17 protein-coding genes and 1 other RNA gene are annotated in these 21834 nt (G+C 72.3%); 16 read left to right on the forward strand and 2 right to left on the reverse strand.

Features of this window, described 5'->3' with window-relative positions; all coding sequences use genetic code 11:
• Positions 1-23: 23 nt before the first annotated feature.
• The 4 genes from ACZ4NT_RS18900 (at position 24) to ACZ4NT_RS18915 (ending at position 3470) form a co-directional block, all read left to right on the forward strand.
• Complete coding sequence (locus ACZ4NT_RS18900) at positions 24-1181, forward strand: S41 family peptidase (protein WP_121402615.1); 1158 nt, start codon at positions 24-26, stop codon at positions 1179-1181.
• Between the two features lie 80 nt (positions 1182-1261).
• Positions 1262-1798: an SsrA-binding protein SmpB gene (smpB, locus tag ACZ4NT_RS18905; protein ID WP_183116830.1), complete on the forward strand. Its 537-nt coding sequence runs from the start codon at positions 1262-1264 to the stop codon at positions 1796-1798.
• Positions 1799-1911: 113 nt separating this feature from the next.
• Positions 1912-2300: a transfer-messenger RNA gene (ssrA, locus tag ACZ4NT_RS18910) on the forward strand.
• 189 nt (positions 2301-2489) lie between these two features.
• Entirely contained in the window at positions 2490-3470 is a 981-nt protein-coding gene (locus tag ACZ4NT_RS18915; protein WP_121402618.1) for an extracellular catalytic domain type 1 short-chain-length polyhydroxyalkanoate depolymerase, read from the forward strand.
• Positions 3471-3556: 86 nt separating this feature from the next.
• On the opposite strand, the gene ACZ4NT_RS18920 is transcribed toward ACZ4NT_RS18915, so the two are convergent.
• A complete protein-coding gene (locus ACZ4NT_RS18920) occupies positions 3557-4972 on the reverse strand; it encodes an MFS transporter (protein ID WP_467726424.1) in 1416 nt (471 codons plus the stop codon).
• Positions 4973-5056: 84 nt separating this feature from the next.
• Here ACZ4NT_RS18920 and ACZ4NT_RS18925 point away from each other — a divergent pair, with 84 nt between their 5' ends.
• The 6 genes from ACZ4NT_RS18925 to ACZ4NT_RS18950 all read left to right on the forward strand — a co-directional run bounded on the left by ACZ4NT_RS18925 (position 5057) and on the right by ACZ4NT_RS18950 (position 13784).
• A complete protein-coding gene (locus ACZ4NT_RS18925; RefSeq protein WP_467726426.1) occupies positions 5057-6037 on the forward strand; it encodes a LysR family transcriptional regulator in 981 nt (326 codons plus the stop codon).
• Positions 6038-6359: 322 nt separating this feature from the next.
• Positions 6360-7310, forward strand: a complete 951-nt coding sequence (locus ACZ4NT_RS18930) for a DNA polymerase III subunit gamma/tau domain-containing protein (protein ID WP_467726428.1) — start codon at positions 6360-6362, stop codon at positions 7308-7310.
• Positions 7310-9556, forward strand: a complete 2247-nt coding sequence (locus ACZ4NT_RS18935) for a glycosyltransferase (RefSeq protein WP_467726430.1) — start codon at positions 7310-7312, stop codon at positions 9554-9556. Before ACZ4NT_RS18930 ends, ACZ4NT_RS18935 begins: the two co-directional genes overlap by 1 nt.
• Positions 9553-10890, forward strand: coding sequence for an acyltransferase family protein (locus tag ACZ4NT_RS18940; RefSeq protein ID WP_121402627.1), 1338 nt, complete (start codon positions 9553-9555; stop codon positions 10888-10890). Before ACZ4NT_RS18935 ends, ACZ4NT_RS18940 begins: the two co-directional genes overlap by 4 nt.
• A gap of 246 nt (positions 10891-11136) precedes the next feature.
• Positions 11137-12519 carry a nitrate/nitrite transporter gene (locus ACZ4NT_RS18945; protein ID WP_467726432.1) on the forward strand — a complete coding sequence of 461 codons (1383 nt, stop codon included), beginning with the start codon at positions 11137-11139 and terminating at the stop codon, positions 12517-12519.
• Positions 12520-12632: 113 nt separating this feature from the next.
• Positions 12633-13784 (forward strand): uroporphyrinogen-III synthase, encoded by a 1152-nt coding sequence (locus ACZ4NT_RS18950; RefSeq protein WP_121402630.1) that lies wholly within the window; start codon positions 12633-12635, stop codon positions 13782-13784.
• On the opposite strand, the gene ACZ4NT_RS18955 is transcribed toward ACZ4NT_RS18950, so the two are convergent.
• Complete coding sequence (locus ACZ4NT_RS18955; protein ID WP_121402633.1) at positions 13733-14299, reverse strand: anthrone oxygenase family protein; 567 nt, start codon at positions 14297-14299, stop codon at positions 13733-13735. The two genes, ACZ4NT_RS18950 and ACZ4NT_RS18955, sit on opposite strands and share 52 nt — an antisense overlap.
• A 167-nt stretch (positions 14300-14466) precedes the next feature.
• On the opposite strand from ACZ4NT_RS18955, the gene ACZ4NT_RS18960 reads away from it, so the two are divergent.
• The 6 genes from ACZ4NT_RS18960 (at position 14467) to ACZ4NT_RS18985 (ending at position 21669) form a co-directional block, all read left to right on the forward strand.
• Positions 14467-15054: a CGNR zinc finger domain-containing protein gene (locus tag ACZ4NT_RS18960; protein WP_467726434.1), complete on the forward strand. Its 588-nt coding sequence runs from the start codon at positions 14467-14469 to the stop codon at positions 15052-15054.
• A gap of 131 nt (positions 15055-15185) precedes the next feature.
• Complete coding sequence (locus ACZ4NT_RS18965) at positions 15186-15761, forward strand: sigma-70 family RNA polymerase sigma factor (RefSeq protein ID WP_121402637.1); 576 nt, start codon at positions 15186-15188, stop codon at positions 15759-15761.
• Positions 15758-16573: a zf-HC2 domain-containing protein gene (locus ACZ4NT_RS18970; protein WP_121402639.1), complete on the forward strand. Its 816-nt coding sequence runs from the start codon at positions 15758-15760 to the stop codon at positions 16571-16573. Before ACZ4NT_RS18965 ends, ACZ4NT_RS18970 begins: the two co-directional genes overlap by 4 nt.
• Before the next feature lie 83 nt (positions 16574-16656).
• Entirely contained in the window at positions 16657-19077 is a 2421-nt protein-coding gene (locus ACZ4NT_RS18975) for a UvrD-helicase domain-containing protein (protein ID WP_183116832.1), read from the forward strand.
• 461 nt (positions 19078-19538) lie between these two features.
• The gene (locus tag ACZ4NT_RS18980; protein WP_121402642.1) at positions 19539-20972 is read left to right on the forward strand and encodes an NAD-dependent malic enzyme; all 1434 of its coding nucleotides are present in this window, start codon (positions 19539-19541) and stop codon (positions 20970-20972) included.
• 415 nt (positions 20973-21387) lie between these two features.
• Positions 21388-21669 (forward strand): HU family DNA-binding protein, encoded by a 282-nt coding sequence (locus ACZ4NT_RS18985; protein WP_007382399.1) that lies wholly within the window; start codon positions 21388-21390, stop codon positions 21667-21669.
• The last annotated feature ends 165 nt before the right edge of the window (positions 21670-21834 follow it).

Raw genomic sequence — 21834 nt, forward strand, 5'->3', positions numbered from 1 at the left:
TGCGTTGTCCTAGACTCACCGGCATGTCAGGTCGTGACCTGTTCTGTCAGCCCCGCCGCATCGGCCGCGGGGCCGCCCTGACATTGGTCTTCGCCGGCGTGCTCGCCGCCGGTGCCGCGACCGGATCGCTCCCCGAGCACGGCCGGAAAACCCCCTCCTCCTCCCGTGCGATCCCGGCGGGCCAGGACGTCACGCGGGCCGCCGCCGAGGCCATGGCCGACGGCAAGTCCCCGATGGAGGCCGCCGAACGGGCCGTCAGCCGCAGCGGGGACCGCTGGAGCGCCGTCTACTCCCAGGGCGAGTACGAGGAGTTCGAGGAGGCCCTCGACGGCGAGTACACCGGCGTCGGGCTGTGGGCCCGGCGCGAGCGGGACGGCCGTATCGAGGTGTCCCGCGTGCAGAGCGGCTCGCCCGCCGCCACCGCCGGTATCCGCAAGGGGGACCGGCTGCGCAGCGTGGACGGCCGGGCGGTCGAGGGCCGTCCGGTGACCGAGGTCGTCTCGCTGCTGCGCGGGGACGCCACGGGCGCCTCCGCGGGCACCGAGGTCTCCGTGGGTCTGGAGCGCGGCACGCACGCCTGGAGCGAGACGCTGCGCCGGGCCCGCCTGTCCACGGACTCCGTGACGGTGCACCGGCTCCCCGGCGGCGTCACCGTCATCAAGGTCGCCGCCTTCACGAAGGGCTCGGGCGACCGGGTGCGCGCCGCGGTCGCCGACGCGCCCCGGCGGGCCGGGGTCGTCCTCGACCTGCGCGGCAACTCGGGCGGACTCGTCACCGAGGCGGTCACCGCCGCCTCCGCCTTCCTGGACGGCGGCCTCGTGGCGACGTACGACGTGCGCGGTGAGCAGCGCGCCCTGCACGCCGACCCCGGTGGCGACACGGACCGGGCCCTGGTCACGCTCGTCGACGGCGGCACGATGAGCGCCGCGGAACTCCTCACCGGCGCCCTTCAGGACCGCGGCCGGGCGGTCGTCGTGGGCTCCAGGACCTTCGGGAAGGGCTCGGTCCAGATGCCGAGCCGACTCCCCGACGGTTCGGTCGCCGAGCTCACCGTGGGGCACTACCGGACCCCCGCCGGCCGCACCGTCGACGGGCGGGGGATCACCCCCGACCTGGAGGCGGACGACGCGGCCGTCAAGCGCGCGGTGACCGTACTGAGCGGTCTCGGCGACACTGCGTAGCAGTCGGCGGCGGCTGCGGAAATCCGGTTCCCGCGCAGCCCCCCTGTAGTGCGAAAATGGCCAGCACTATGGCCAAGGGAATGTACGTACCGAAAGAGTCCCAGCAGAAGCAGGGCAGCCAGGCCGCGTCCGGCCGGCCCAAGGACGGCAAGAAGAAGATCGTCGCGCAGAACAAGAAGGCGCGGCACGACTACGCGATCATCGACACCTACGAGGCCGGGCTCGTGCTCACCGGCACCGAGGTGAAGTCGCTGCGTCAGGGCCGGGCCTCGCTCACCGACGGCTTCGTCCAGATCGACGGCAACGAGGCGTGGCTGCACAACGCCCACATCCCGGAGTACAGCCAGGGCACCTGGACGAACCACACGGTGCGCCGCAAGCGCAAGCTGCTGCTGCACCGCGAGGAGATCGACAAGCTGGAGTCGAAGTCCCAGGAGACGGGTCACACGATCGTGCCCCTCGCCCTGTACTTCAAGGACGGGCGCGCGAAGGCCGAGATCGCGCTCGCCCGGGGCAAGAAGGAGTACGACAAGCGGCAGACGCTGCGGGAGAAGCAGGACCGGCGCGAGTCGGACCGGGCGATCGCGGCGGCCAAGCGCAAGCAGCGGGCGCAGTAGCGTCCCCGCCGGCGGGGAATACGCTGGCATCGTGGCGCGTTGGTCACGTACGATGGCACTGCACCTCACAGCGGGTGCGTGGACCGCAAGGTCCGGCTTTGAAAAATCAACATGGGGATGATCGGTTTCGACAGCGGCTGTCGAAGCAGGGGAAGCGAGCCGAGGAAGCGGCAATGATCTCGTTAACCATATGTCGCAACAAATAATCGCCAATACCAAGAGCGATTCCCAGTCCTTCGCCCTCGCTGCCTAATAAGCAGTGAGTGAAGGACCCTTAATGGGTGTCAGCCCGGGAGTGTTCCCGACCCGGATCCTGGCATAATCTAGGGAACTAAACCATCGGGCCCGGTCACGGGGTTCGATGGGAAATCAAACAGTGACTGAGCCCGTCGGAGACTTGTTCGCGTGATCTCCGGGGCTGAGAAAATCGCAGCGAACTGCGCTCGGAGAAGCCCTGATTCTGCACCGTTGGACGCGGGTTCGATTCCCGCCATCTCCACCACCCCATGTTTGTGTACACAGTGACGAAGGCCCCGCGGCTCAGGCAGCGGGGCCTTCGTCCTGTGCGCCTCCGGCCCCGTCCGGGGGCGCGGGCTCCGGCGCGTACGGGGCGGAACACATGGCGGGCCCGTCCCGTTGTGGTGTCCCGGGCCATATCCGGGAGTAGTACAGGCTTCTACGGTCCCTCCCCATGACACCGACCAGAGCCGCATCACCCCCCGTCGTCCTGGTGGCCCTGCTGGCCGCCCTCCTCTCGCTCCTCCTGGCTCCGGGCAGGGCCTCGGCCGCCGCCCTCCAGGAAGTGACCGGCTTCGGGTCCGATCCCGGGGCGCTGAAGATGTACCGGTACGTGCCCGACGGGCTGCCCGCGGGCCGGCCCGTCGTCGTCGCGCTGCACGGCTGCACGCAGAACGCCGCCGGATACGGCACCGGCAGCGGCTGGACCCGGCTCGCCGACCGCTGGGGCTTCTCCGTCGTCCTGCCGCAGCAGCAGACCGCCAACAACGCCTCGTCCTGCTTCGACTGGTTCCAGAGCGGTGACATCGCGCGCGGCCAGGGCGAGGCGGCCTCCGTCGCGCAGATGGTCGACCGGCAGCTCGCCGACGTCTCCGGCGACGCCTCGCGGGTGTACGTCACCGGGCTGTCCGCGGGTGGCGCGATGACCAGCGTGATGATGGCGGCGTACCCCGAGAAGTTCGCCGCGGGCGGTGTCGTGGCGGGGCTGCCGTACGGGTGCGCGCAGGCCGCCGGGTCGCCGTACGTCTGCATGTACGTGGGCGCCACCCAGTCCGCGCAGCAGTGGGGCGACCGGGTGCGTGCGGCGCGGCCCGGGTACACCGGGCCCCGGCCGGTGCTGACCGTGCTCCAGGGCACCGCCGACTACACCGTGAAGCCCGTCAACATGACCGACCTGATGAAGCAGTGGACCGACGTCCACCACGCCGACCAGAGCGCGGACCTCGCCGACACGGTGGCCGGATACCCGCACCAGGTCTTCCGGGACGGCGCCGGCCGGACGGTCGTGGAGACGTACAGCATCACCGGGATGGGACACGGACAGCCCGTCGATCCGGGCACCGGGGCCGCGCAGTGCGGGACGGCGGGGGCTTACATCCTCGATGTGAACCTGTGCGCCGCCTACGTCCTCGGGCATGCCTGGGGGCTCGGCTGAGGCGCGGGCGCCCTGTCGGGAAGACGTGTCCTCGGGGGATGCCGCCGAGGCGTGAAGCGCCCCCGTGAGCACATCCGCGAACCGTGTCAATTCCCGCTTACGGCGCCGGGGTTGGGCCGTCGCCGCTGATTCCGGCGGCGGCCCGCCGCGGCCGGGACGCTCCGGCCGGCGTGCCGCCCCCGGGCCGCTCCCGCCGTCGATATCAGCAGCGCGAGGGCGGCCGCCGCCACGGGGACGGCGAAGCCGGCCGCGGCCGAGCTGCGCTCCACGACCCAGCCGCCGGCGGCGGACCCGCAGGCGATGCCCCCGAGCAGGGCCGTCACGGCGAGCGTCATGCCCTCGTTCAGCCGCCCCTCGGGCGTGCGTTCCTGGACCAGGGTCATGCCGGTGATCATCGTCGGGGCGGTGGCCATGCCGGCGACGAGCAGTGCCCCCGCGAGCAGCACCAGGGACCCGGCCAGGGAGGCCGCGAGCAGCGGCAGGGTCATCAGTGCGGTCATCGCGGCCACGCACCACGGGTACCGGCGCCGGGCGGGCCCGCCGGCTCCCACCGCCCCGTACAGCAGTCCTGCCGCGCAGGACCCGGCGGCCTGCAGGGCGAGGACCGGGCCCGCGGCGGAGCGGTGTCCCAGCGCGTCCGCGAAGGCGATCGTGACGATCTCCATCGAGCCGAAGACGGCACCGACCGCCAGGAAGGCGACGAGCAGCGCCGCCATGCCGGGCGCTCGCAGCGGGGAGGCGGCGGCCGGGTCCTTGAGCCGCTGCACCGGCGGCTCGGTGGCGCGCTGGGCCGCGAAGAGCAGCACGCCGCTCACCAGGAGAACGGCGCCGACCAGCGTGCCGGCCTCGGGGAACAAGGTCCCGCACAGGAGGGCCGCGAGCACCGGGCCGAGCATGAAACACAGCTCGTCCGCGGCCTGTTCGAAGGAGTTCGCGGTGTGCAGCGCCTTCGCGTCGCCCCGCAGGAGGTGGGCCCAGCGGGCGCGTGACATACCGCCGGTGTTCGGCGTCGTCGCGGTGGCGGCGTACGAGGCGAAGAGCGTCCAGGCCGGGGCGTCGTGGCGTACGCACAGCAGCAGCGCGAGCGAGCCGAGCGCGGCGATCACCGTCACGGGTACCGCGATCCGGGCCTGTCCGTACCGGTCGACGAGCCGTGCCGTCCACGGGGCGACCACCGCGGTGGCGGCCAGACCGGTGGCCGTGACGGCACCGGCGAGCGCGTACGAGCCGCGCGATCCGGCGATCATGATGACCGCGCTGACGCTGAACATGCCCATCGGCAGGCGGGCGATCAGGTTCCCCGCGGTGAAGGCGCGGGTCCCGGGTACGGCGAAGAGACGGCGGTAGGGATTGCGCGAGTGACCCTGCCCCCGCGGCGGGCCGTCCGCCGCCGGCGGCGGCGCGGAGGGTGCGGGGCGCGGGCCCGGGTCGACGACGACCGGGGTGTCCCCGGCGACGGTGCGGAGGGTCGAGGGAGGCCCCTCGCAAGGCGGTTGCGGCATGGGCCAACCGTCGCCCGCGGGCCCTGCGGCGGTCCAACACCTAACTCGATGGCCATTGACGCACCTCGGTTGTAAGTTCGCCGGATGCCCGCCGACCCCCGCCTGCTGCGCGCCTTCCTGGCCGTCGCCGAGGAACTCCACTTCACCCGCGCTGCCTCCCGGCTCTACGTCGCCCAGCAGGCGCTCAGCCGGGACATCCGCAGGCTGGAGCGCGAGCTCGGCGCGGAGCTGTTCGTCCGGACGACCCGGCAGGTGGCCTTGACGGCCGACGGCGCCCGGCTGCTGCCGTACGCGCGGCGGGTGATCGAGGCGCAGGACGCCCTGCTGTCCGTCTTCGGTCGCGCCGGGTCCGAGCGGCGGCCCGCGCCGGAGGCGCCCCTGCTCGTCGACGTCAACTCGCCGGGACTGGTCTCGGGCCGGGTCCTGGACCGCGCCCGTGAACTCGCCCCGGAGAGCGAGCTGATGGCCCGTTTCGAGAGCGGCCTCACGGGCGCGGCGCAGGAGATGCTCGCCGGCCGGCTGGACGCGTCGTTCGGGCGGTTCGCCGGTCTCGACCCGGCCGTCCGGGCCCGGCTGGAGCAGCAGCCCGTGCGGTACGAGCCGATGGCCGTCCTTCTGCCCGCCGGCCATCGCCTCGCCGCTCTGGAGGCGGTGCCGCTGGCCGCCCTGGCGGGCGAGACCGTGTACGCGGGCGCCGGAAACCCCCGCACGCTGGAGTGGACGGACCTCGCCGCCCGGCTGTTCGAGGGGCGCGGGATCGAACTGGCGCCGCCCGCGCCGGTGGCCATCGGTGCCGAGGAGTTCCGCCGGGTCATGGCGCGGAGCCGGACTCCGGTCCTCGCCGTGGTGGACTTTCCGGCCATGCCGGAGTCGGTGCTGCGGCCTCTCGTCGATCCCGTGCCGCTGTCACCCGTGTCGCTCGTGTGGCGAAAGGGGCTGGTGCATCCAGGGCTCGACGCACTGCGCCGCGCGGCCCTCGAACTGGCTGGCGAGAAAGAGTGGTTGCGGCGCCCGGCCGATGGATGGATTCCGGCCACCGATGCACTCGTCATGGTGACTCTCTGATGACTTAGCGCAACGGGTGTCACTCGTGTGCGCTACATTCGTGGCCCGGGCGCAGTGTGACAAAAGGGGGCGCTCGGATCGGGTGGGGGCCCGGTCCGGCCGACAAGTACCGAAAAGTGCGAAGTGCCCGGGGTCGTAGCGCGCGCCTCGAACCTGTCCCTGGGGGATGCACGTGCGCGTAAAGAACTGGCGAAAAAACACCCAACCCGATCAACGGATTGCGGATCCGGTCGGTGTCCGCCAAGCCATTCCGTCGACCCGAAGCCGCGTCCCGGCGGCACCCGAACCACCGGCCGAACCGCCGGTGTCCATCCCCGGGCAGGTGACCTGGCCGGAGGCCGCCCGGACCTCCTCGTGGTCGGCGGGGGAGTCGGTGACCGCCCCCGCCGGGCGGCCTTCCGCCGAGATGCCCGACGACCTGCTCGTGCCCGCCGAGACAGCCGCCGCTGAACCGTCCGCGTCCCCCGGGCCCGGCACGGCCGTGCTCGGCGGTGGGGCGGCCCGCACGGCGGCCCCACCGTCCTGGGAGCGCACCGACGAGCCGACGCACACCCACGATCCGAACGAGGTGACGGTCCAACTCGACGGCGCCGGACGGGAAGTGGGGCACCGGCCGGGCCGCCGCGGCCCGTCCGGCCCGGGAGGTGCGGGCCAGGAGGGCTCCGACGGACCCGTCTTCGTCGACGAGTCGGGCCGCCGCGGACGCAGGTTCCGCCGCCTCGGCGTGATCGTCGGGATCGCCTGCGCGGTGTACGCCGTCGTCATCGGCGTCACCGTCCTGTCGGGCAACTCCAACGCGCCCTGGCTGCCCGTGCCCGGTCAGCGGGACGACCCGCCCGCGGGCCGGGTCGACACCTCGCCCGTGCCCGTCGACGACGCCGCCCCGCCGGGCGGCGGCGGCCGGACGCCGGGTACCGCCCCTTCATCCGGCGCGACCGCCGCGTCCTCGCCCGGCACCGGCCGCGCCTCGCGCCCCTCCGGCAGCGCCACGGCACCGGGCGCGTCCGCGCGGCCCAAGCCCTCGGCCGGCACCGCCGGACCCAAGCCCGGCACCAGCACGAAGGCCCCCGCCCCCGAGCCGTCGGCGAGCGTGTCGGGTCCGCCCGCCGCGAGCACCCCGGCCGGCGACCCGCCGAGCGGGTCGTCCTCGCAGCCCCCGGCCGGCGAGGGACCCGGCACCACCACGGTGTCCGACACGACCGGGACCACCGACTCCCGGACCACCACCACCGTGGCCGGCGCCTTTTCCTCACCCGGGGAGCACGTCCTCTGATGGCATCGCGCACCGAACGCCGGGGCCGCGCACGGAGTGCCGGCCGCCGCGTCCCCGTCCCCCGTACCGGCCGTTCCGGGCGCCGGGCCCCGGCACCGCGCGCCCGCCGGCGCCGTCTGCCCCTGCGCTATCTGCTGCCCTCGCTCCTCCTCGTCGCCCTGATGGCGATGCTGATGCTGCGCGGCTTCGTGCACAGCGAGATCCTCGCCGACCACCGCGTCAGGCCCGCCGCGGCCACCGACGAGGTCCCCGCGAGGATCCTCGCGGGCGGCCCCGTCATCGACACCCGCGGCGGCCGCACCGCCAGCCTCGACGTCCCGGACCGCCGCATCGTCCTCACCTTCGACGACGGCCCGGACCCCACCTGGACGCCCAAGGTGCTCGACGTCCTGAGGAAGCACCACGCGCACGCCGTCTTCTTCGTCACCGGCACCATGGCCTCCCGCCACCCCGACCTCGTCCGACGCATGGTGCGGGAGGGTCACGAGATCGGGCTGCACACCTTCAACCACCCCGATCTCTCGTACCAGTCCAAGAAGCGCATCGACTGGGAGCTGTCCCAGAACCAGCTCGCGCTCGCCGGTGCGGCCGGCATCCGCACCTCCCTGTTCCGGCCTCCGTACTCGTCCTTCGCCGACGCCATGGACAACCGGTCCTGGCCGGTCACCGAGTACATCGGCACCCGCGGCTACATCACGGTCGTCAACAACAGGGACAGCGAGGACTGGCGCAGGCCCGGCGCCGGCGAGATCGTCCGCCGGTCCACGCCCCGGGGCGGCAAGGGGGCCATCGTCCTCATGCACGACTCCGGCGGCGACCGGCACCAGACCGTCCAGGCGCTCGGCACGCTGCTGCCCGAACTCCGCGAGCGGGGCTACCGGTTCGACAACCTGACCGAGGCGCTGGCCGCGCCCAGCGCCCACACCCCCGTCCACGGCCTCGACCGGTGGAAGGGCAGGGCCTGGGTCTTCGCCGTGGGAGCCTCCGAGCGGACGACCGGCGTCCTGGTGGCGGGACTGGCGGTGATCGGCGTCCTGGTCTTCGTCCGCTTCGGTCTCATGCTGCTGCTGTCCGGCCTGCACACCCGCCGCGTCCGCCGGCGCGACTTCCGGTGGGGCCCGGACCCGGTCACCGAACCGGTGTCGGTGCTGGTCCCCGCGTACAACGAGGCCAAGTGCATCGAGAGCACCGTCCGTTCCCTGATGGCGAGCGAGCACCCCATCGAGGTGGTCGTCGTCGACGACGGGTCCGGCGACGGCACGGCCAGGATCGTCGAGGGGCTGCGGCTGCCGGACGTGCGGGTGGTGCGCCAGCACAACGCGGGCAAGCCCGCCGCCCTCAACCGCGGCCTCGCCAACGCCCGTCACGACCTCGTCGTCATGATGGACGGGGACACGGTCTTCGAACCGGCCACCGTCCGTGAGCTGGTGCAGCCGTTCGCGGACCCGAAGGTCGGCGCGGTCGCGGGCAACGCCAAGGTCGGCAACCGCGACTCCCTGATCGGCGCGTGGCAGCACATCGAGTACGTGATGGGCTTCAACCTCGACCGCCGCATGTACGACATCCTGCGCTGCATGCCGACCATCCCGGGCGCGGTCGGTGCGTTCCGCCGTTCCGCCCTGGAGCGCGTCGGCGGCATGAGCGACGACACGCTCGCCGAGGACACCGACATCACGATGGCCCTGCACCGGGACGGCTGGCGGGTGGTGTACGCGGAGAACGCGCGCGCCTGGACCGAGGCACCGGCCTCCGTCCAGCAGCTGTGGTCGCAGCGCTACCGCTGGTCGTACGGCACCATGCAGGCGATCTGGAAGCACCGCCGGGCGATCGTCGAGCGGGGCCCCTCGGGCCGGTTCGGGCGCATCGGCCTGCCGCTGGTCTCGCTGTTCATGGTCGTGGCGCCGCTCCTGGCCCCTCTGATCGACGTCTTCCTCCTGTACGGAGTGGTGTTCGGGCCGACCGAGAAGACGATCCTCGCCTGGCTCGCCGTCGCCGGGGTCCAAGGGGTCTGCGCGGCCTACGCCTTCGCTCTCGACCGGGAGAACATGAGCCCCCTCGTCTCACTGCCCCTGCAGCAGATCCTCTACCGCCAGCTCATGTACGTGGTGCTGCTGCAGTCCTGGATCACCGCGCTCACCGGCGGCCGGCTGCGCTGGCAGAAGCTCAGGCGCACGGGCGACGTGCGCCTTCCCGACGCGCTGCCCGAGGAACGGCAGCCCGCACTGGACGGGAGGCCGGTCGCATGAGCACCTCCTCGCAGGACGCCGCCCGCACGGGCGCGCTCCCCGGACCCGACGCGCACCCCGGATTCGGGGCGCCGCCGGTACCCGGAACCCGGCCGGCCCCCGAGACACCCCTCTCCACGGTCACCGTCCCGCCACCGGCCGCCGCGCCGGGGACGGGACCGGCCGAGCCGCCCGGGAGCGAACCGCCGGCCCCGCGCCCGGCGCCCGGCCGGGACCGCTACTTCGACCTGCTGCGCGCCGTCGCGCTGTTCCGGGTCGTCTTCTACCACCTGCTGGGATGGGCCTGGCTGCCGCTGGTGTTCCCGTCCATGGGCGTGATGTTCGCGCTCGCCGGAAGCCTCATGGCCCGCTCGCTGAAGCGCCCCGCGCTCCAGGTCGTCAAGGGACGGCTGCGCCGGCTGCTGCCGCCGCTGTGGCTGCTCGGCGTGGTCGGAGTCTCCGGCATGGTCCTCCAGGGCTGGGGCCCGGACGCCGAGGGCCACCCCGGCTGGTGGTGGCTGCACCTGGGCTTCTGGATCCTCCCGCTCAGCGATCCGCCGTACCCGGAAGGGCTGCCCGGGTGGCACGGCTTCATCGGCGAGGACTGGGCGACCGAGTTCGCGGGACCCCTGTGGTACCTGCGGGCCTACATCTGGTTCGTCCTGCTGTCGCCCTTCCTGCTGCGGGCGCTGCGCGCGCTGCCGTGGGCGACGATCCTGTCCCCGGTCGCCCTGGCCCTCGCCCTCGACCTCGGGTACGTCACCATCCCGGGGGAGCGGATCCCCTCCACGCTCACGGACTTCAGCACCTTCGGCGCCTGCTGGATCCTGGGCATGGCCCACCAGGAGGGCGTCCTGCGGCGCATCCCGCGCTATGTCGTCCCGTCGGTGGCGCCGGCGGTCGCCTGCCTCGGCCTCTGGTACGCGACGAGACACAACCTCACCGAGGGCCACGACCTCGACGACATCCCCGTCGGCCAGGCCCTCTGGTCGTTCGCCACGGTGCTTTTGCTGCTGCACTTCAGCCCCTCGTGGTCCGCATGGCCCCGCCTGCTGCGCCGCTGGGACCGGCTGATCACCCTGTTCAACTCCCGCGCGGTGACGATCTACCTCTGGCACAACATGTGCATCCTCGTCGCCGCCACCCTGTGGGACCGGCTCTGGGGCGTCGACGTGATGTGGCGCCATTTCGCCTGGCTGCTGGAGAGCCCGTGGCCGGTGCTCGCCCTCACCTGGCTGCTGGTCGGCGGCTGCATCGTGTGCTTCGGATGGATGGAGGACCTGGCGGCCACACGCACGCCCCGGCTCTGGCCGGACGGTTCCCGGCGCAAGGGCGCGGGGACCCATCGGAGCTGACCGCCGGAGCACGGAACGGCCGGGGGCCCGGGCACGCCGCACCGCGGCGGCCCGGGCCGTGTCGTACGTCACTCGCCCGGCGGGGCCGCCGGCGCAGGTCACCGGGCCTCACCGCGACCTCCGGACGCGCGTGAGAGCAACGTTCCCTTCCGGTCACCCACAGGCACAGGCCGGAAACGCGCCCTCCCTACCTTCAGGAGTCGTCACCAGTACGACACCTGAGCACCGGAGAACCGTGGAGGCGTCATGACAGCCCCGAGCACAGCCCCCGCACAGAGCAGGGGAGGCCGCTGGATCGACGAGTGGGACCCCGAGGACGAGACCTTCTGGAAAGAGACGGGTGAGAAGGTCGCCCGGCGGAACCTGGTCTTCTCCGTGCTGTCCGAGCACATCGGGTTCTCGGTCTGGACCATGTGGTCCGTGCTGGTGCTGTTCATGGGGCCGGAGTACGGCCTGACCCCCGCCGACAAGTTCCTGCTCACGTCGGTGGTGACGCTGGTCGGAGCCGTCGTGCGGGTGCCGTACACCTTCGCGGTGGCGATCTTCGGCGGGCGGAACTGGACGATCGTCTCGGCGAGCCTGCTGCTCGTCCCCACGATCGCCGCGTTCACCGTGATGGAGCCGGGGACCTCCTTCTCCACCTTCCTGCTGGTCGGCCTCCTCGCCGGCATCGGCGGCGGCAACTTCGCCTCCAGCATGACCAACATCAACGCGTTCTTCCCGCTCCGGAAGAAGGGCTGGGCGCTCGGCCTCAACGCGGGCGGCGGCAACATCGGCGTCCCGGTGATCCAGCTCGCGGCGCTCGCGATCATCGGCGCGAGCGGCGGACCGCGGGTGCTCCTCGGCATCTACATCCCGCTCATCGTCGTGGCCGCCGTGCTCGCCGCCGGCTACATGGACAACATCTCGTCCGTGAAGAACGACACCGGCGCCGCCAAGGACGCCGCGAGGGACGGGCACACCTGGATCATGGCGTTCCTCTACATCGGGACGTTCGGGTCGTTCATCGGCTACAGCTTCGCGTTCGGCCAGGTGCTGCAGAACCAGTTCGGGCGCACCCCGCTGGAGGCCGCCTACGTCACCTTCATCGGCCCGCTGCTCGGCTCGCTGATCCGGCCGGTCGGCGGCTGGCTCGCCGACCGCTACGGCGGCTCGAAGATCACGCTGTGGAACTTCGTCGCCATGGCCGCGGCCACCTCCGTCATCATCGTCGCCTCGATGCAGAAGTCGCTGCCGCTGTTCACCGTGGCCTTCATCGCCCTGTTCGTGCTCAGCGGCCTCGGCAACGGGTCGACCTACAAGATGATCCCGGGGATCTTCCAGAACAAGGCCCTCGCCAAGGGCCTCACCGGTGAGGCGGCCGCCGGGTACGGCCGGCGACTGTCCGGGGCCTCCATGGGACTGATCGGCGCGGTGGGCGCGCTCGGCGGCGTCGGCATCAACCTCGCCTTCCGCCAGTCCTTCCTCTCCTACGGCTCCGGGACGGGCGCCTTCGTCTCCTTCCTGGCCTTCTACGGGGTCTGCTTCGCGGTCACCTGGGCCGTATACCTTCGACGTCCGGCGGCCACCGGGAGCTCCACCACCGCGGCCACGGAGACGAACGCGCAGCTCAGCTACGCGGAAGTGTGACGTTACACGCGCGACATGCGGCTGATCCGAGCCTGTCACGGGGCGTTGACAGGCTCGGGCCAGCCGCAACCGCACGACGACTCGAGCGCACGACGAGAGCCGGGACGAACGCCATGTACGACGAACAGCAGCGACCAGACCACGGACCCCTCGCCGGGTTCACCGTGGGCGTGACGGCCGCGCGTCGGGCCGACGAACTCGGGGCCCTGCTGCAGCGGCGCGGTGCCTTCGTGGTGCACGCGCCCGCCCTGCGCATCGTGCCGCTCGCCGACGACAGCGAGCTGCTCACCGCCACCAAGGAGCTGATCGACGAGGCACCGGACGTCGTGGTCGCCACCACCGCCATCGGATTCCGGGGGTGGGTCGAGGCCGCCGACGGCTGGGGGCTCGGCGAGGAACTGCTGGCGCGGCTGCGCGGGGTCGAGCTGCTCGCGCGCGGACCCAAGGTCAAGGGCGCGATCCGCGCCCAGGGACTGACCGAGGCCTGGTCACCGTCCTCCGAGTCCATGGCGGAGGTGCTCGACCGGCTGCTGGACGAGGGGGTGGAGGGCCGCCGTATCGCCATCCAGCTGCACGGCGAGCCGCTGCCCGGGTTCGTGGAGTCGCTGCGGGAGGCCGGCGCCGAGGTCGTGGGCGTCCCCGTGTACCGGTGGATGCCGCCGGAGGACATCGGGCCGGTGGACCGGCTGCTCGACGCGGTCGTCACCCGTGGCGTGGACGCGCTCACGTTCACGAGCGCGCCCGCCGCCGCCTCCCTGCTCTCGCGCGCCGAGGACCGCGGCCTGCTGCCCGAGCTGCTCGCGGCCCTCCACCACGACGTGGTGCCCGCCTGCGTGGGCCCGGTCACCGCGCTGCCGTTGCAGGCCCACGGCATCGACACCGTCCAGCCCGAGCGCTTCCGGCTCGGGCCGCTCGTCCAGCTGCTGTGCCAGGAACTGCCCGCACGGGCCCGCACGTTGCCGATCGCGGGGCATCGGGTGGAGATCCGGGGGCACGCGGTGCTGGTCGACGAGGAACTGCGCCCGGTGCCGCCGGCCGGGATGTCCCTGCTGCGGGCCCTGTCCCGGCGGCCGGGCTGGGTGGTCGCGCGGGCCGAGCTGCTGCGGGCCCTGCCCGGCGCGGGCCGGGACGAACACGCCGTGGAGACGGCGATGGCCCGGCTGCGCACCGCGTTGGGCGCGCCCAAGCTGATCCAGACGGTGGTCAAGCGCGGCTACCGGCTGGCCCTCGACCCGGCCGCGGACGCCAAGTACGCCGACTCCTGAGGCCGGCCGGCCCGCCCGAACGCGACGAGCGCGCGGGCGAGGCAGCCCAGGGCGACGGTGCACAGCACGGCCCGTACGACGTTCCAGGCCACCCAGGTGTCCTCGAACTCCTCGCGCACGGCGGCCGGATCGGCGATCCTGCCGGGGTCGCCGGCGTGTGCGAGGCCGTCGTTGAGCGGGACGTTCACCACGACGGTGCAGAGGAAGGCGAGGACGCAGGCGATCAGTGCGGCGCCCGTCCAGCGGCGGAGCGCGGGCTCGCCGCGCGCCTGCCAGAGGGCGACCGCGGTGAGCAGCGGCGCGCCGAGGAAACTCAGGAAGAACACCGGGTTCTGGATCACCTCGTTGATGTGCTGCATCACCTCGACGTAGACGCGGTCGTCGCTGCGGGCGAGCGCCGGCATGACGGCACACGCGAACACGTAGAACACCCCGGCGAGCAGGCCCGACGCGATGGTGGCCGCTCCCAGCACACCCCCGGCGGCCGTGCGCCGCCCCTTGCTGTTCGATGTCATGCCGCCCAGTCAACCGGCCCGCCGCCGCGGCGGACATGGCCCAGGCGCGCGGGCGCATAAGCGGACGTCCAGCGAGGGGGTTCCCGCCACGGCCGGGGAGGGGCACTGTAGGGGTACGGACCCCGCACCGACCCCTCGCGGCGGTAACCCAAGGCGGTGACAGGCACATGGCATCGGGTACGGCCACGGCCTCGTACGAGATGCGGTTCGACTCCGGGCGGATCTGCCTGGACCTGGTGGCGACCACCCATCCCGAGGAACGGCTCTGCTCGGCCGAGCGGTTGCGGTCCTGGATCGCCGGCTCGGGCCTGGTGCCGGCGGGGACGCCGCTGGCGTCGGTCGACGACTCCTGGCTCGCCGCCTGCCACGAACTGCGCGCCCACATCGAGCGGTTGGTCGACGGCGAACTCGACGGACGCCCCGCCGAGACGGCCCTCGCCCGGGTCAACGCGCTCGCCGAACCCGCGCCGCCCGCACCGCGCGCCGTGCGCACCGAGGACGGGACGCTGCTGCGCCGGATCAACGGCCCGCTGCTCCCCGCAGGCCTGCTCGCGGCGGTGGCCCGCGACGCGCTGGAGCTGCTCACCGACCCCGTCGCGCGGGCCGGTCTCCGCCGCTGCGAGGGCGACAACTGCCCCCTGGTGTACCTGGACACCTCGCGGGGGCGGCGGCGCCGGTGGTGCTCCAGCGAGGTGTGCGGCAACCGGGAAAGAGTGGCCCGCCACCGGCGCCGGGCGGCGCTCGCGCGAGCGTGAACTTGACTCCTGCCCCAACTCGCCCAAGAAATATGTGCGACCACTTTGAACACGGGCGCGTCCGCGTCCGTACCCGGTGGTGAGCGACCGACTGGGGGACCCCGGTCGAATCGGGGACACCGGAGGTAGGCGTGCGCAAGGATTCCGCCGTGGCTGATGAACGCCCGCCAAGGGCACGACATCGTGCGTCCCAGCCCTCGGAACCTGACGAGGAGCTGATGCGGGCGCTGTACCGAGAACACGCCGGACCTCTGCTCGCCTACGTGCTCAGGCTGGTCGCCGGAGACCGGCAGCGGGCCGAGGACGTCGTGCAGGAGACGCTCATCCGTGCCTGGAAGAACGCCGGTCAGCTCAATCGAGCGACCGGTTCGGTACGCCCCTGGCTGGTGACGGTCGCCCGGCGCATCGTCATCGACGGCCACCGCAGCCGGCAGGCCCGGCCGCAGGAGGTCGACCCGTCGCCGCTGGAGGTCATCCCCGCGGAGGACGAGATCGACAAGGCGTTGTGGCTGATGACACTGTCTGACGCGCTGGACGACCTGACCCCTGCTCACCGGGAGGTCCTGGTCGAGACGTACTTCAAAGGGCGTACGGTCAACGAGGCGGCCGAGACGCTCGGCATCCCCAGCGGCACGGTGCGCTCGAGAGTGTTCTACGCACTGCGGTCGATGAAGCTTGCACTGGAGGAGCGGGGGGTGACGGCATGAGCATTTACGGGGGATTCGGAACGGGTAGTCCTGGATCCATGCAGGGATCACAGGGCCCGAATGAGCACGAGACCGTCGGCGCCTACGCGCTGGGCATTCTCGACGACGCCGAGGCGACCGCCTTCGAGGCGCACCTCGCCACCTGCGAGTGGTGCGCCCAGCAGCTGGACGAGCTGGCCGGGATGGAACCGATGCTGGCGGCCCTCGCGGACCTGCCCGGATCCCAGGGCACGCCGTCCATCGGCGAGTCGCTGTCCGCCCGCCCGAGCCCACGGCTCGCGGAGCGGCTGGTCGACGAGGTCGCGGAGCGCCGTGCCCGCAAGCGCCGGCGCGGGATGTACCTGGTGGCGGCCGCGGCCGCGCTGATCGTCGGCGGTCCGCTGACCGTGATGGCGGTCAGCGGTGGGAGCGGCTCCACGGGCAACGAGGCCGGGATGCCGCACCCCACCAGCCCTGCCAAGGCGGCCTTCGACGTCATGAACGACAAGGTCCGGGCCACCGACCCGGGCACCAAGGTCAACGCCGTGGTCGCGACGGAACCGAAGCCCTGGGGCACCCACGCGGTGCTGGAGCTGAAGAACGTCAAGGGCCCGCTCAAGTGCTCCCTCATCGCCGTCGGCAAGAACGGCGAGCGCGAGACGGTGACCTCCTGGGCGGTCCCGAAGTGGGGCTACGGCATCGAGAACGCCAAGACGGAGCAGGCCAAGCAGCCCCTCTACGTGCACGGCGGCGCGGCCTTCACCCCGAACGAGATCGACCACTTCGAGGTCATGACCTTCGACGGGAAGCGGCTCGTGGAGGTGGACGCGTGAGCGAACCGGGAGCGCACACGTAGCCTCCCGGGCCCCCCTTCGCGTACGGTTGACGGCTGCCCAGCACGTCAGAAGGGGGCCCGGTGGCCGCTCAGGTTCAACAGCAGGCCGCGCTCGGTCCGGTCGAGGGTTCCGCCGCGCTCGACTCGGCCGGAGATTCCGTACGCGACCGGGAGATCGGCGTCGAACAGGAACACCTGGACCGGGTGTACCAGCGCCTCGAGGAGAAGATCCACGAGGCCGAGTTCCTCATGAACGACGCCGCCCAGCGCGGCCAGGTCGGCACGCCGGGGGCGCTCGCGGAGCGCGACGCCCAGGTGTTCCGCGCGGGAATCCATCTCAATCGACTGAACAACGAGTTCGAGGACTTCCTCTTCGGCCGGATCGACCTGCTCCTCGGCAAGGACGGCAAGAAGGGCCCGGACGGCGCGTACACGGCGGTGGACCCGGCCGAGGGCGCCGTCCGCGAGGACAACACCGCGGAGATCGCGGAGACGCTCCACATCGGCCGTATCGGAGTCCTGGACGCCGACTACGCGCCGCTGGTCATCGACTGGCGCGCCCCCGCGGCGGCACCGTTCTACCGGTCCACCCCGGTCGAGCCCGGCCGGGTGGTGCGCCGCCGGGTCATCCGCTCCAAGGGCCGCAGGGTGCTCGGCGTCGAGGACGACCTGATGCGTCCGGAGCTGACGGCCACCCTGGACGGCCGGGAACTCGCGGTGATCGGCGACGGCGCCCTGATGGCCGCCCTGGGCCAGGCCCGCAGCCACACCATGCGCGACATCGTGGCGTCGATCCAGGCGGAGCAGGACCTGGTGATCCGGGCGCCCGCCGCCTCGGTGACCTACGTCGAGGGCGGCCCGGGCACCGGCAAGACGGCGGTGGCCCTGCACCGCGCCGCCTATCTCCTGTACCAGGACCGCCGCAGATACGCCGGCGGCATCCTGATCGTCTCCCCGACCCCGCTGCTGGTCGCGTACACGGAGGGCGTGCTGCCCTCCCTCGGCGAGGAGGGCCAGGTCGCCATCCGCGCCATCGGCTCCCTGGTCGACGGCGCCGAGGCCACCCTGTACGACTCCCCGGCGGTGGCCCGCGCCAAGGGCTCGCACCGCATGCTGAAGGTGCTCAGGAAGGCGGCCAGGGGCGCCCTGGAGGCGCCGGAGGGCACCGGGCGCCCGCCGGGCGGCTCGGGGCGGCCCCGGGGCGGTGAGCAGCTCGCCCTCGGTGAGGACACCGACCGGTCGCCGGCGTCCGCAGGGCCGCCCGCCCGGCTGCGGGTCGTCGCCTTCGGCCGGCGGATCGAGCTGGAGGCCGACGAGCTGGACCGGATCCGGCAGAACGCGCTGAGCGGGACCGCGCCCGTGAACCTGCTGCGGCCGCGGGCGCGCAAGCTGCTCCTGGACGCCCTGTGGTCCCGGTCCGGTGCGGGCACCCGGCACACGGACCCCGAGCTGGCGGCGGAGCTGCGGTCCTCGTTCGACGAGGACGTCACGTCCGAGGACGGCTTCATCGAGTTCCTGGACGCCTGGTGGCCCGAGCTGACCCCGCGGGGCGTGCTCGCCGCCATGGCCGACGAGCGGCGGCTCGGCCGGTGGGCGCGCCGGATCCTCAACCCCGGCGAGGTGCGCAAGGTGGCGCGCTCGCTCAGACGGGACGGGCTCTCGGTGCACGACGTGGCCATGCTGGACGAGCTCCAGGCGATCCTCGGGACGCCCGCCCGGCCCAGGAAGAGACGCGAGTTCGATCCGCTGGACCAGCTCACCGGCCTGGAGGAGCTGATGCCGGGGCGCGAGGAGACGCAGCGCGAGCGGGCCGAGCGGCTCGCCCAGGAGCGGACCGAGTACGCGCACGTGATCGTCGACGAGGCGCAGGACCTCACGCCCATGCAGTGGCGCATGGTCGGGCGCCGGGGCAGGCACGCCACGTGGACGGTGGTCGGCGACCCCGCCCAGTCGTCGTGGTCGGACCCCGAGGAGGCCGCGGAGGCCCGTGACGAGGCCCTGGGGTCCCGCCCCCGGCGCCGTTTCACGCTGACGGTGAACTACCGCAACCCCGCGGAGATCGCCGAGCTGGCCGCCAAGGTCCTCGCGCTCGCCATGCCCGGCTCGCAGTCCCCGTCGGCCGTACGGTCCACGGGGGTCGAGCCGCGCTACGCCGTGGCGGGGGAGTCGCTCGCCCGGAGCGTGCGGGCGGAGGCCGAGCGGCTGCTCGACCGCGTCGACGGCACGGTCGGTGTGGTGGTGGCCATGAACCGGCGGGAGGAGGCCGCCCGCTGGCTCGCCGGGCTGGGCGACCGCGTGGTGGCCCTCGGCAGCCTGGAGGCGAAGGGACTGGAGTACGACGCCAGCATCGTGGTGTCGCCCGCGGAGATCGCCGACGAGTCGCCCGCCGGCCTGCGTGTCCTGTACGTCGCCCTGACCCGGGCGACCCAGCAGCTCACGATCGTCTCGGCGGACCGGGACGAGCCGGACGCCCTGGGGGTGCCCGATCTGCTGAGGGACTGAGGGGCTTTCCGGGTGCCGCCGACCCGGTGACCCGGAAATGAACTTTCGGGACGGGAATTGCCTTGCGGGGATCGTTTGTTACCTTGGACGTGGCACCGGCCCGATCCAAGCCCCCGGGCCCAACCTTCGTCGCTACGAGCGACCACTTGCCGCGAGGCGAGCATGGCGGGTCGGTGTCATTGACCGTCGAGAGGCCCACGTCACCTGGTGACGTGGGCCTCTCCGCTGTCCCGCCGCCTCGCGTTCCGCTCCGCTCTTCCCCTCTTCCCCGGACCGATCACTTCTCGTATGGTGGAAGTAGTTTTCCGAAAGAGTCCGGTCGTTGCGAACAAAACGTTCGCAACCCGGGGTGGCTACCACGTACTCCGCGGTAGGTGCGACGATCGGACGACGCCGCCGGCGGGCCCCAGCGCTCCCCGCGGCGTACGCAGCGAACACGGTGAAAGCAGAGGAAGTCGGCCATGGCAACGGCGCCCAGCGTCTCCTACTCGATGACGGCCCGGCTGGAGGTGCCCGCCAGCGGAACGGCGGTCTCCCAGCTCACCGGAGCCGTCGAGTCCCACGGAGGCTCGGTGACCGGCCTCGACGTCACGGCGTCCGGGCACGACAAACTCCGCATCGACGTCACCATCGCGGCCACCTCGACCGCTCACGCCGACGAGATCGTCGAGCAGCTGCGCGCCATCGAGGGCGTCACCCTCGGCAAGGTCTCCGACCGTACGTTCCTCATGCACCTCGGCGGCAAGATCGAGATGCAGTCCAAGCACCCGATCCGCAACCGCGACGACCTCTCGATGATCTACACGCCGGGTGTGGCCCGCGTGTGCATGGCGATCGCCGAGAACCCCGAGGACGCCCGCCGCCTCACCATCAAGCGCAACTCCGTTGCGGTCGTGACGGACGGCTCGGCCGTACTGGGCCTCGGCAACATCGGCCCCAAGGCCGCCCTGCCGGTCATGGAGGGCAAGGCGGCCCTCTTCAAGCGGTTCGCCGGCATCGACGCCTGGCCGCTGTGCCTGGACACCCAGGACACGGACGCCATCGTCGAGATCGTCAAGGCCATCGCCCCCGGCTTCGCGGGCATCAACCTCGAGGACATCTCGGCGCCCCGCTGCTTCGAGATCGAGGCCCGGCTGCGCGAGGCCCTGGACATCCCCGTCTTCCACGACGACCAGCACGGCACGGCCATCGTCGTCCTCGCCGCCCTGACGAACGCCCTTCGGGTGGCCGGCAAGGCGATCGGCGACATCCGCGTGGTCATGTCCGGCGCCGGTGCGGCCGGCACCGCCATCCTCAAGCTGCTGCTCGCCGCGGGCGTCAAGAACGCCGTCGTCGCCGACATCCACGGCGTCGTGCACGCGGACCGCACGGACCTGGTGGACGCCGACGCCGACTCGCCGCTGCGCTGGATCGCCGACAACACCAACCCCGAGGGCCTCACGGGCTCGCTCAAGGAGGCCGTCCGCGGCGCCGACGTCTTCATCGGCGTCTCCGCCCCGAACGTCCTGGACGGCGACGACGTGGCCGCCATGGCCGAGGACGCCATCGTGTTCGCGCTCGCGAACCCCGACCCCGAGGTGGACCCGGCAATCGCCCGTCTGACGGCGGCAGTTGTGGCCACCGGCCGCTCCGACTTCCCCAACCAGATCAACAACGTCCTGGTGTTCCCGGGCGTCTTCCGCGGCCTCCTGGACGCCCAGTCGCGCACCGTCAACACGGAGATGATGCTGGCCGCCGCGACGGCCCTGGCGGACGTGGTGACGGAGGACGAGCTCAACCCGAACTACATCATCCCGAGCGTCTTCAACGACAAGGTCGCGGGCGCCGTCGCCGGTGCGGTGCGCAACGCCGCGAAGGCGGCCGGGGTGACCGTGACGGACAACACGAGTGCCTGAACCGCTCGTTTCGGGGCAACAGGTCCGTGTGAGAGGGCCTGTGACGGGTACCACGACCGCTTGAGGCCCGGCGCGTCGCGGAACGCCCGACCTCCGGCCGCCTTTAGGGTGGCGGCCAGGCACAGGCCTCCCCAGGCCCTGCGGTCCGCTGCCGGGAGCAGACGGAGCGTCACCACTCCGAGGCAGTGGCGCTCTTCGTGTGACTCCCAAGGGTGTTCGTGTGACTCCCAGGGGTGCCGGATTGGCTTTCCCGCCGCAGGTGGGGGCAGGATGCGTCTTCGGGCGCGAGGGTCTGGCTACGGACCCGGGTCCGGGGACCGACCGAGGACCCTGGCAGCATCGGCTACGCCGCATCAAACATGCGGCTCCGCCGCGTGGCACGCCTCAACGGCAAGAAGAACACGGGAGTAACAACATGAACCGCAGTGAGCTGGTGGCCGCGCTGGCCGACCGTGCCGAGGTGACCCGCAAGGACGCCGACGCCGTTCTGGCCGCGTTCGCCGAGACCGTCGGCGAGATCGTCGCCAAGGGCGACGAGAAGGTCACCATCCCCGGCTTCCTGACCTTCGAGCGCACCCACCGTGCCGCTCGCACCGCGCGCAACCCGCAGACCGGCGACCCGATCCAGATCCCCGCCGGTTACAGCGTGAAGGTCTCCGCGGGCAGCAAGCTCAAGGAAGCCGCCAAGGGTAAGTAGTTCCGCCTGCGCCACGGGACGGCGCGGCAACTGAGCAGTACGCCAATGGGGCGGCGCCCGGAATTCCGGGCGCCGCCCCATCGTGGTGTTTGGGGGGGGCCCGGCCGGCGATCGCGCCACCCGACAGGCAGGGACAAGGTCGCCGAAAAACTTCGCGAGCAAATC

Source organism: Streptomyces sp. NPDC026417 (assembly GCF_055567695.1).

What these genes read in the sequence shown, in the direction of transcription:
- ACZ4NT_RS18900 (WP_121402615.1), top strand. Translation starts at nt 24, where the DNA reads ATGTCAGGTCGTGACCTGTTCTGTCAGCCCCGCCGCATCGGCCGCGGG.
- smpB (WP_183116830.1), top strand. Translation starts at nt 1,262, where the DNA reads ATGTACGTACCGAAAGAGTCCCAGCAGAAGCAGGGCAGCCAGGCCGCG.
- ACZ4NT_RS18915 (WP_121402618.1), top strand. Translation starts at nt 2,490, where the DNA reads ATGACACCGACCAGAGCCGCATCACCCCCCGTCGTCCTGGTGGCCCTG.
- ACZ4NT_RS18920 (WP_467726424.1), bottom strand. Translation starts at nt 4,972, where the DNA reads ATGCCGCAACCGCCTTGCGAGGGGCCTCCCTCGACCCTCCGCACCGTC.
- ACZ4NT_RS18925 (WP_467726426.1), top strand. Translation starts at nt 5,057, where the DNA reads ATGCCCGCCGACCCCCGCCTGCTGCGCGCCTTCCTGGCCGTCGCCGAG.
- ACZ4NT_RS18935 (WP_467726430.1), top strand. Translation starts at nt 7,310, where the DNA reads ATGGCATCGCGCACCGAACGCCGGGGCCGCGCACGGAGTGCCGGCCGC.
- ACZ4NT_RS18940 (WP_121402627.1), top strand. Translation starts at nt 9,553, where the DNA reads ATGAGCACCTCCTCGCAGGACGCCGCCCGCACGGGCGCGCTCCCCGGA.
- ACZ4NT_RS18945 (WP_467726432.1), top strand. Translation starts at nt 11,137, where the DNA reads ATGACAGCCCCGAGCACAGCCCCCGCACAGAGCAGGGGAGGCCGCTGG.
- ACZ4NT_RS18950 (WP_121402630.1), top strand. Translation starts at nt 12,633, where the DNA reads ATGTACGACGAACAGCAGCGACCAGACCACGGACCCCTCGCCGGGTTC.
- ACZ4NT_RS18955 (WP_121402633.1), bottom strand. Translation starts at nt 14,299, where the DNA reads ATGACATCGAACAGCAAGGGGCGGCGCACGGCCGCCGGGGGTGTGCTG.
- ACZ4NT_RS18960 (WP_467726434.1), top strand. Translation starts at nt 14,467, where the DNA reads ATGGCATCGGGTACGGCCACGGCCTCGTACGAGATGCGGTTCGACTCC.
- ACZ4NT_RS18970 (WP_121402639.1), top strand. Translation starts at nt 15,758, where the DNA reads ATGAGCATTTACGGGGGATTCGGAACGGGTAGTCCTGGATCCATGCAG.
- ACZ4NT_RS18980 (WP_121402642.1), top strand. Translation starts at nt 19,539, where the DNA reads ATGGCAACGGCGCCCAGCGTCTCCTACTCGATGACGGCCCGGCTGGAG.
- ACZ4NT_RS18985 (WP_007382399.1), top strand. Translation starts at nt 21,388, where the DNA reads ATGAACCGCAGTGAGCTGGTGGCCGCGCTGGCCGACCGTGCCGAGGTG.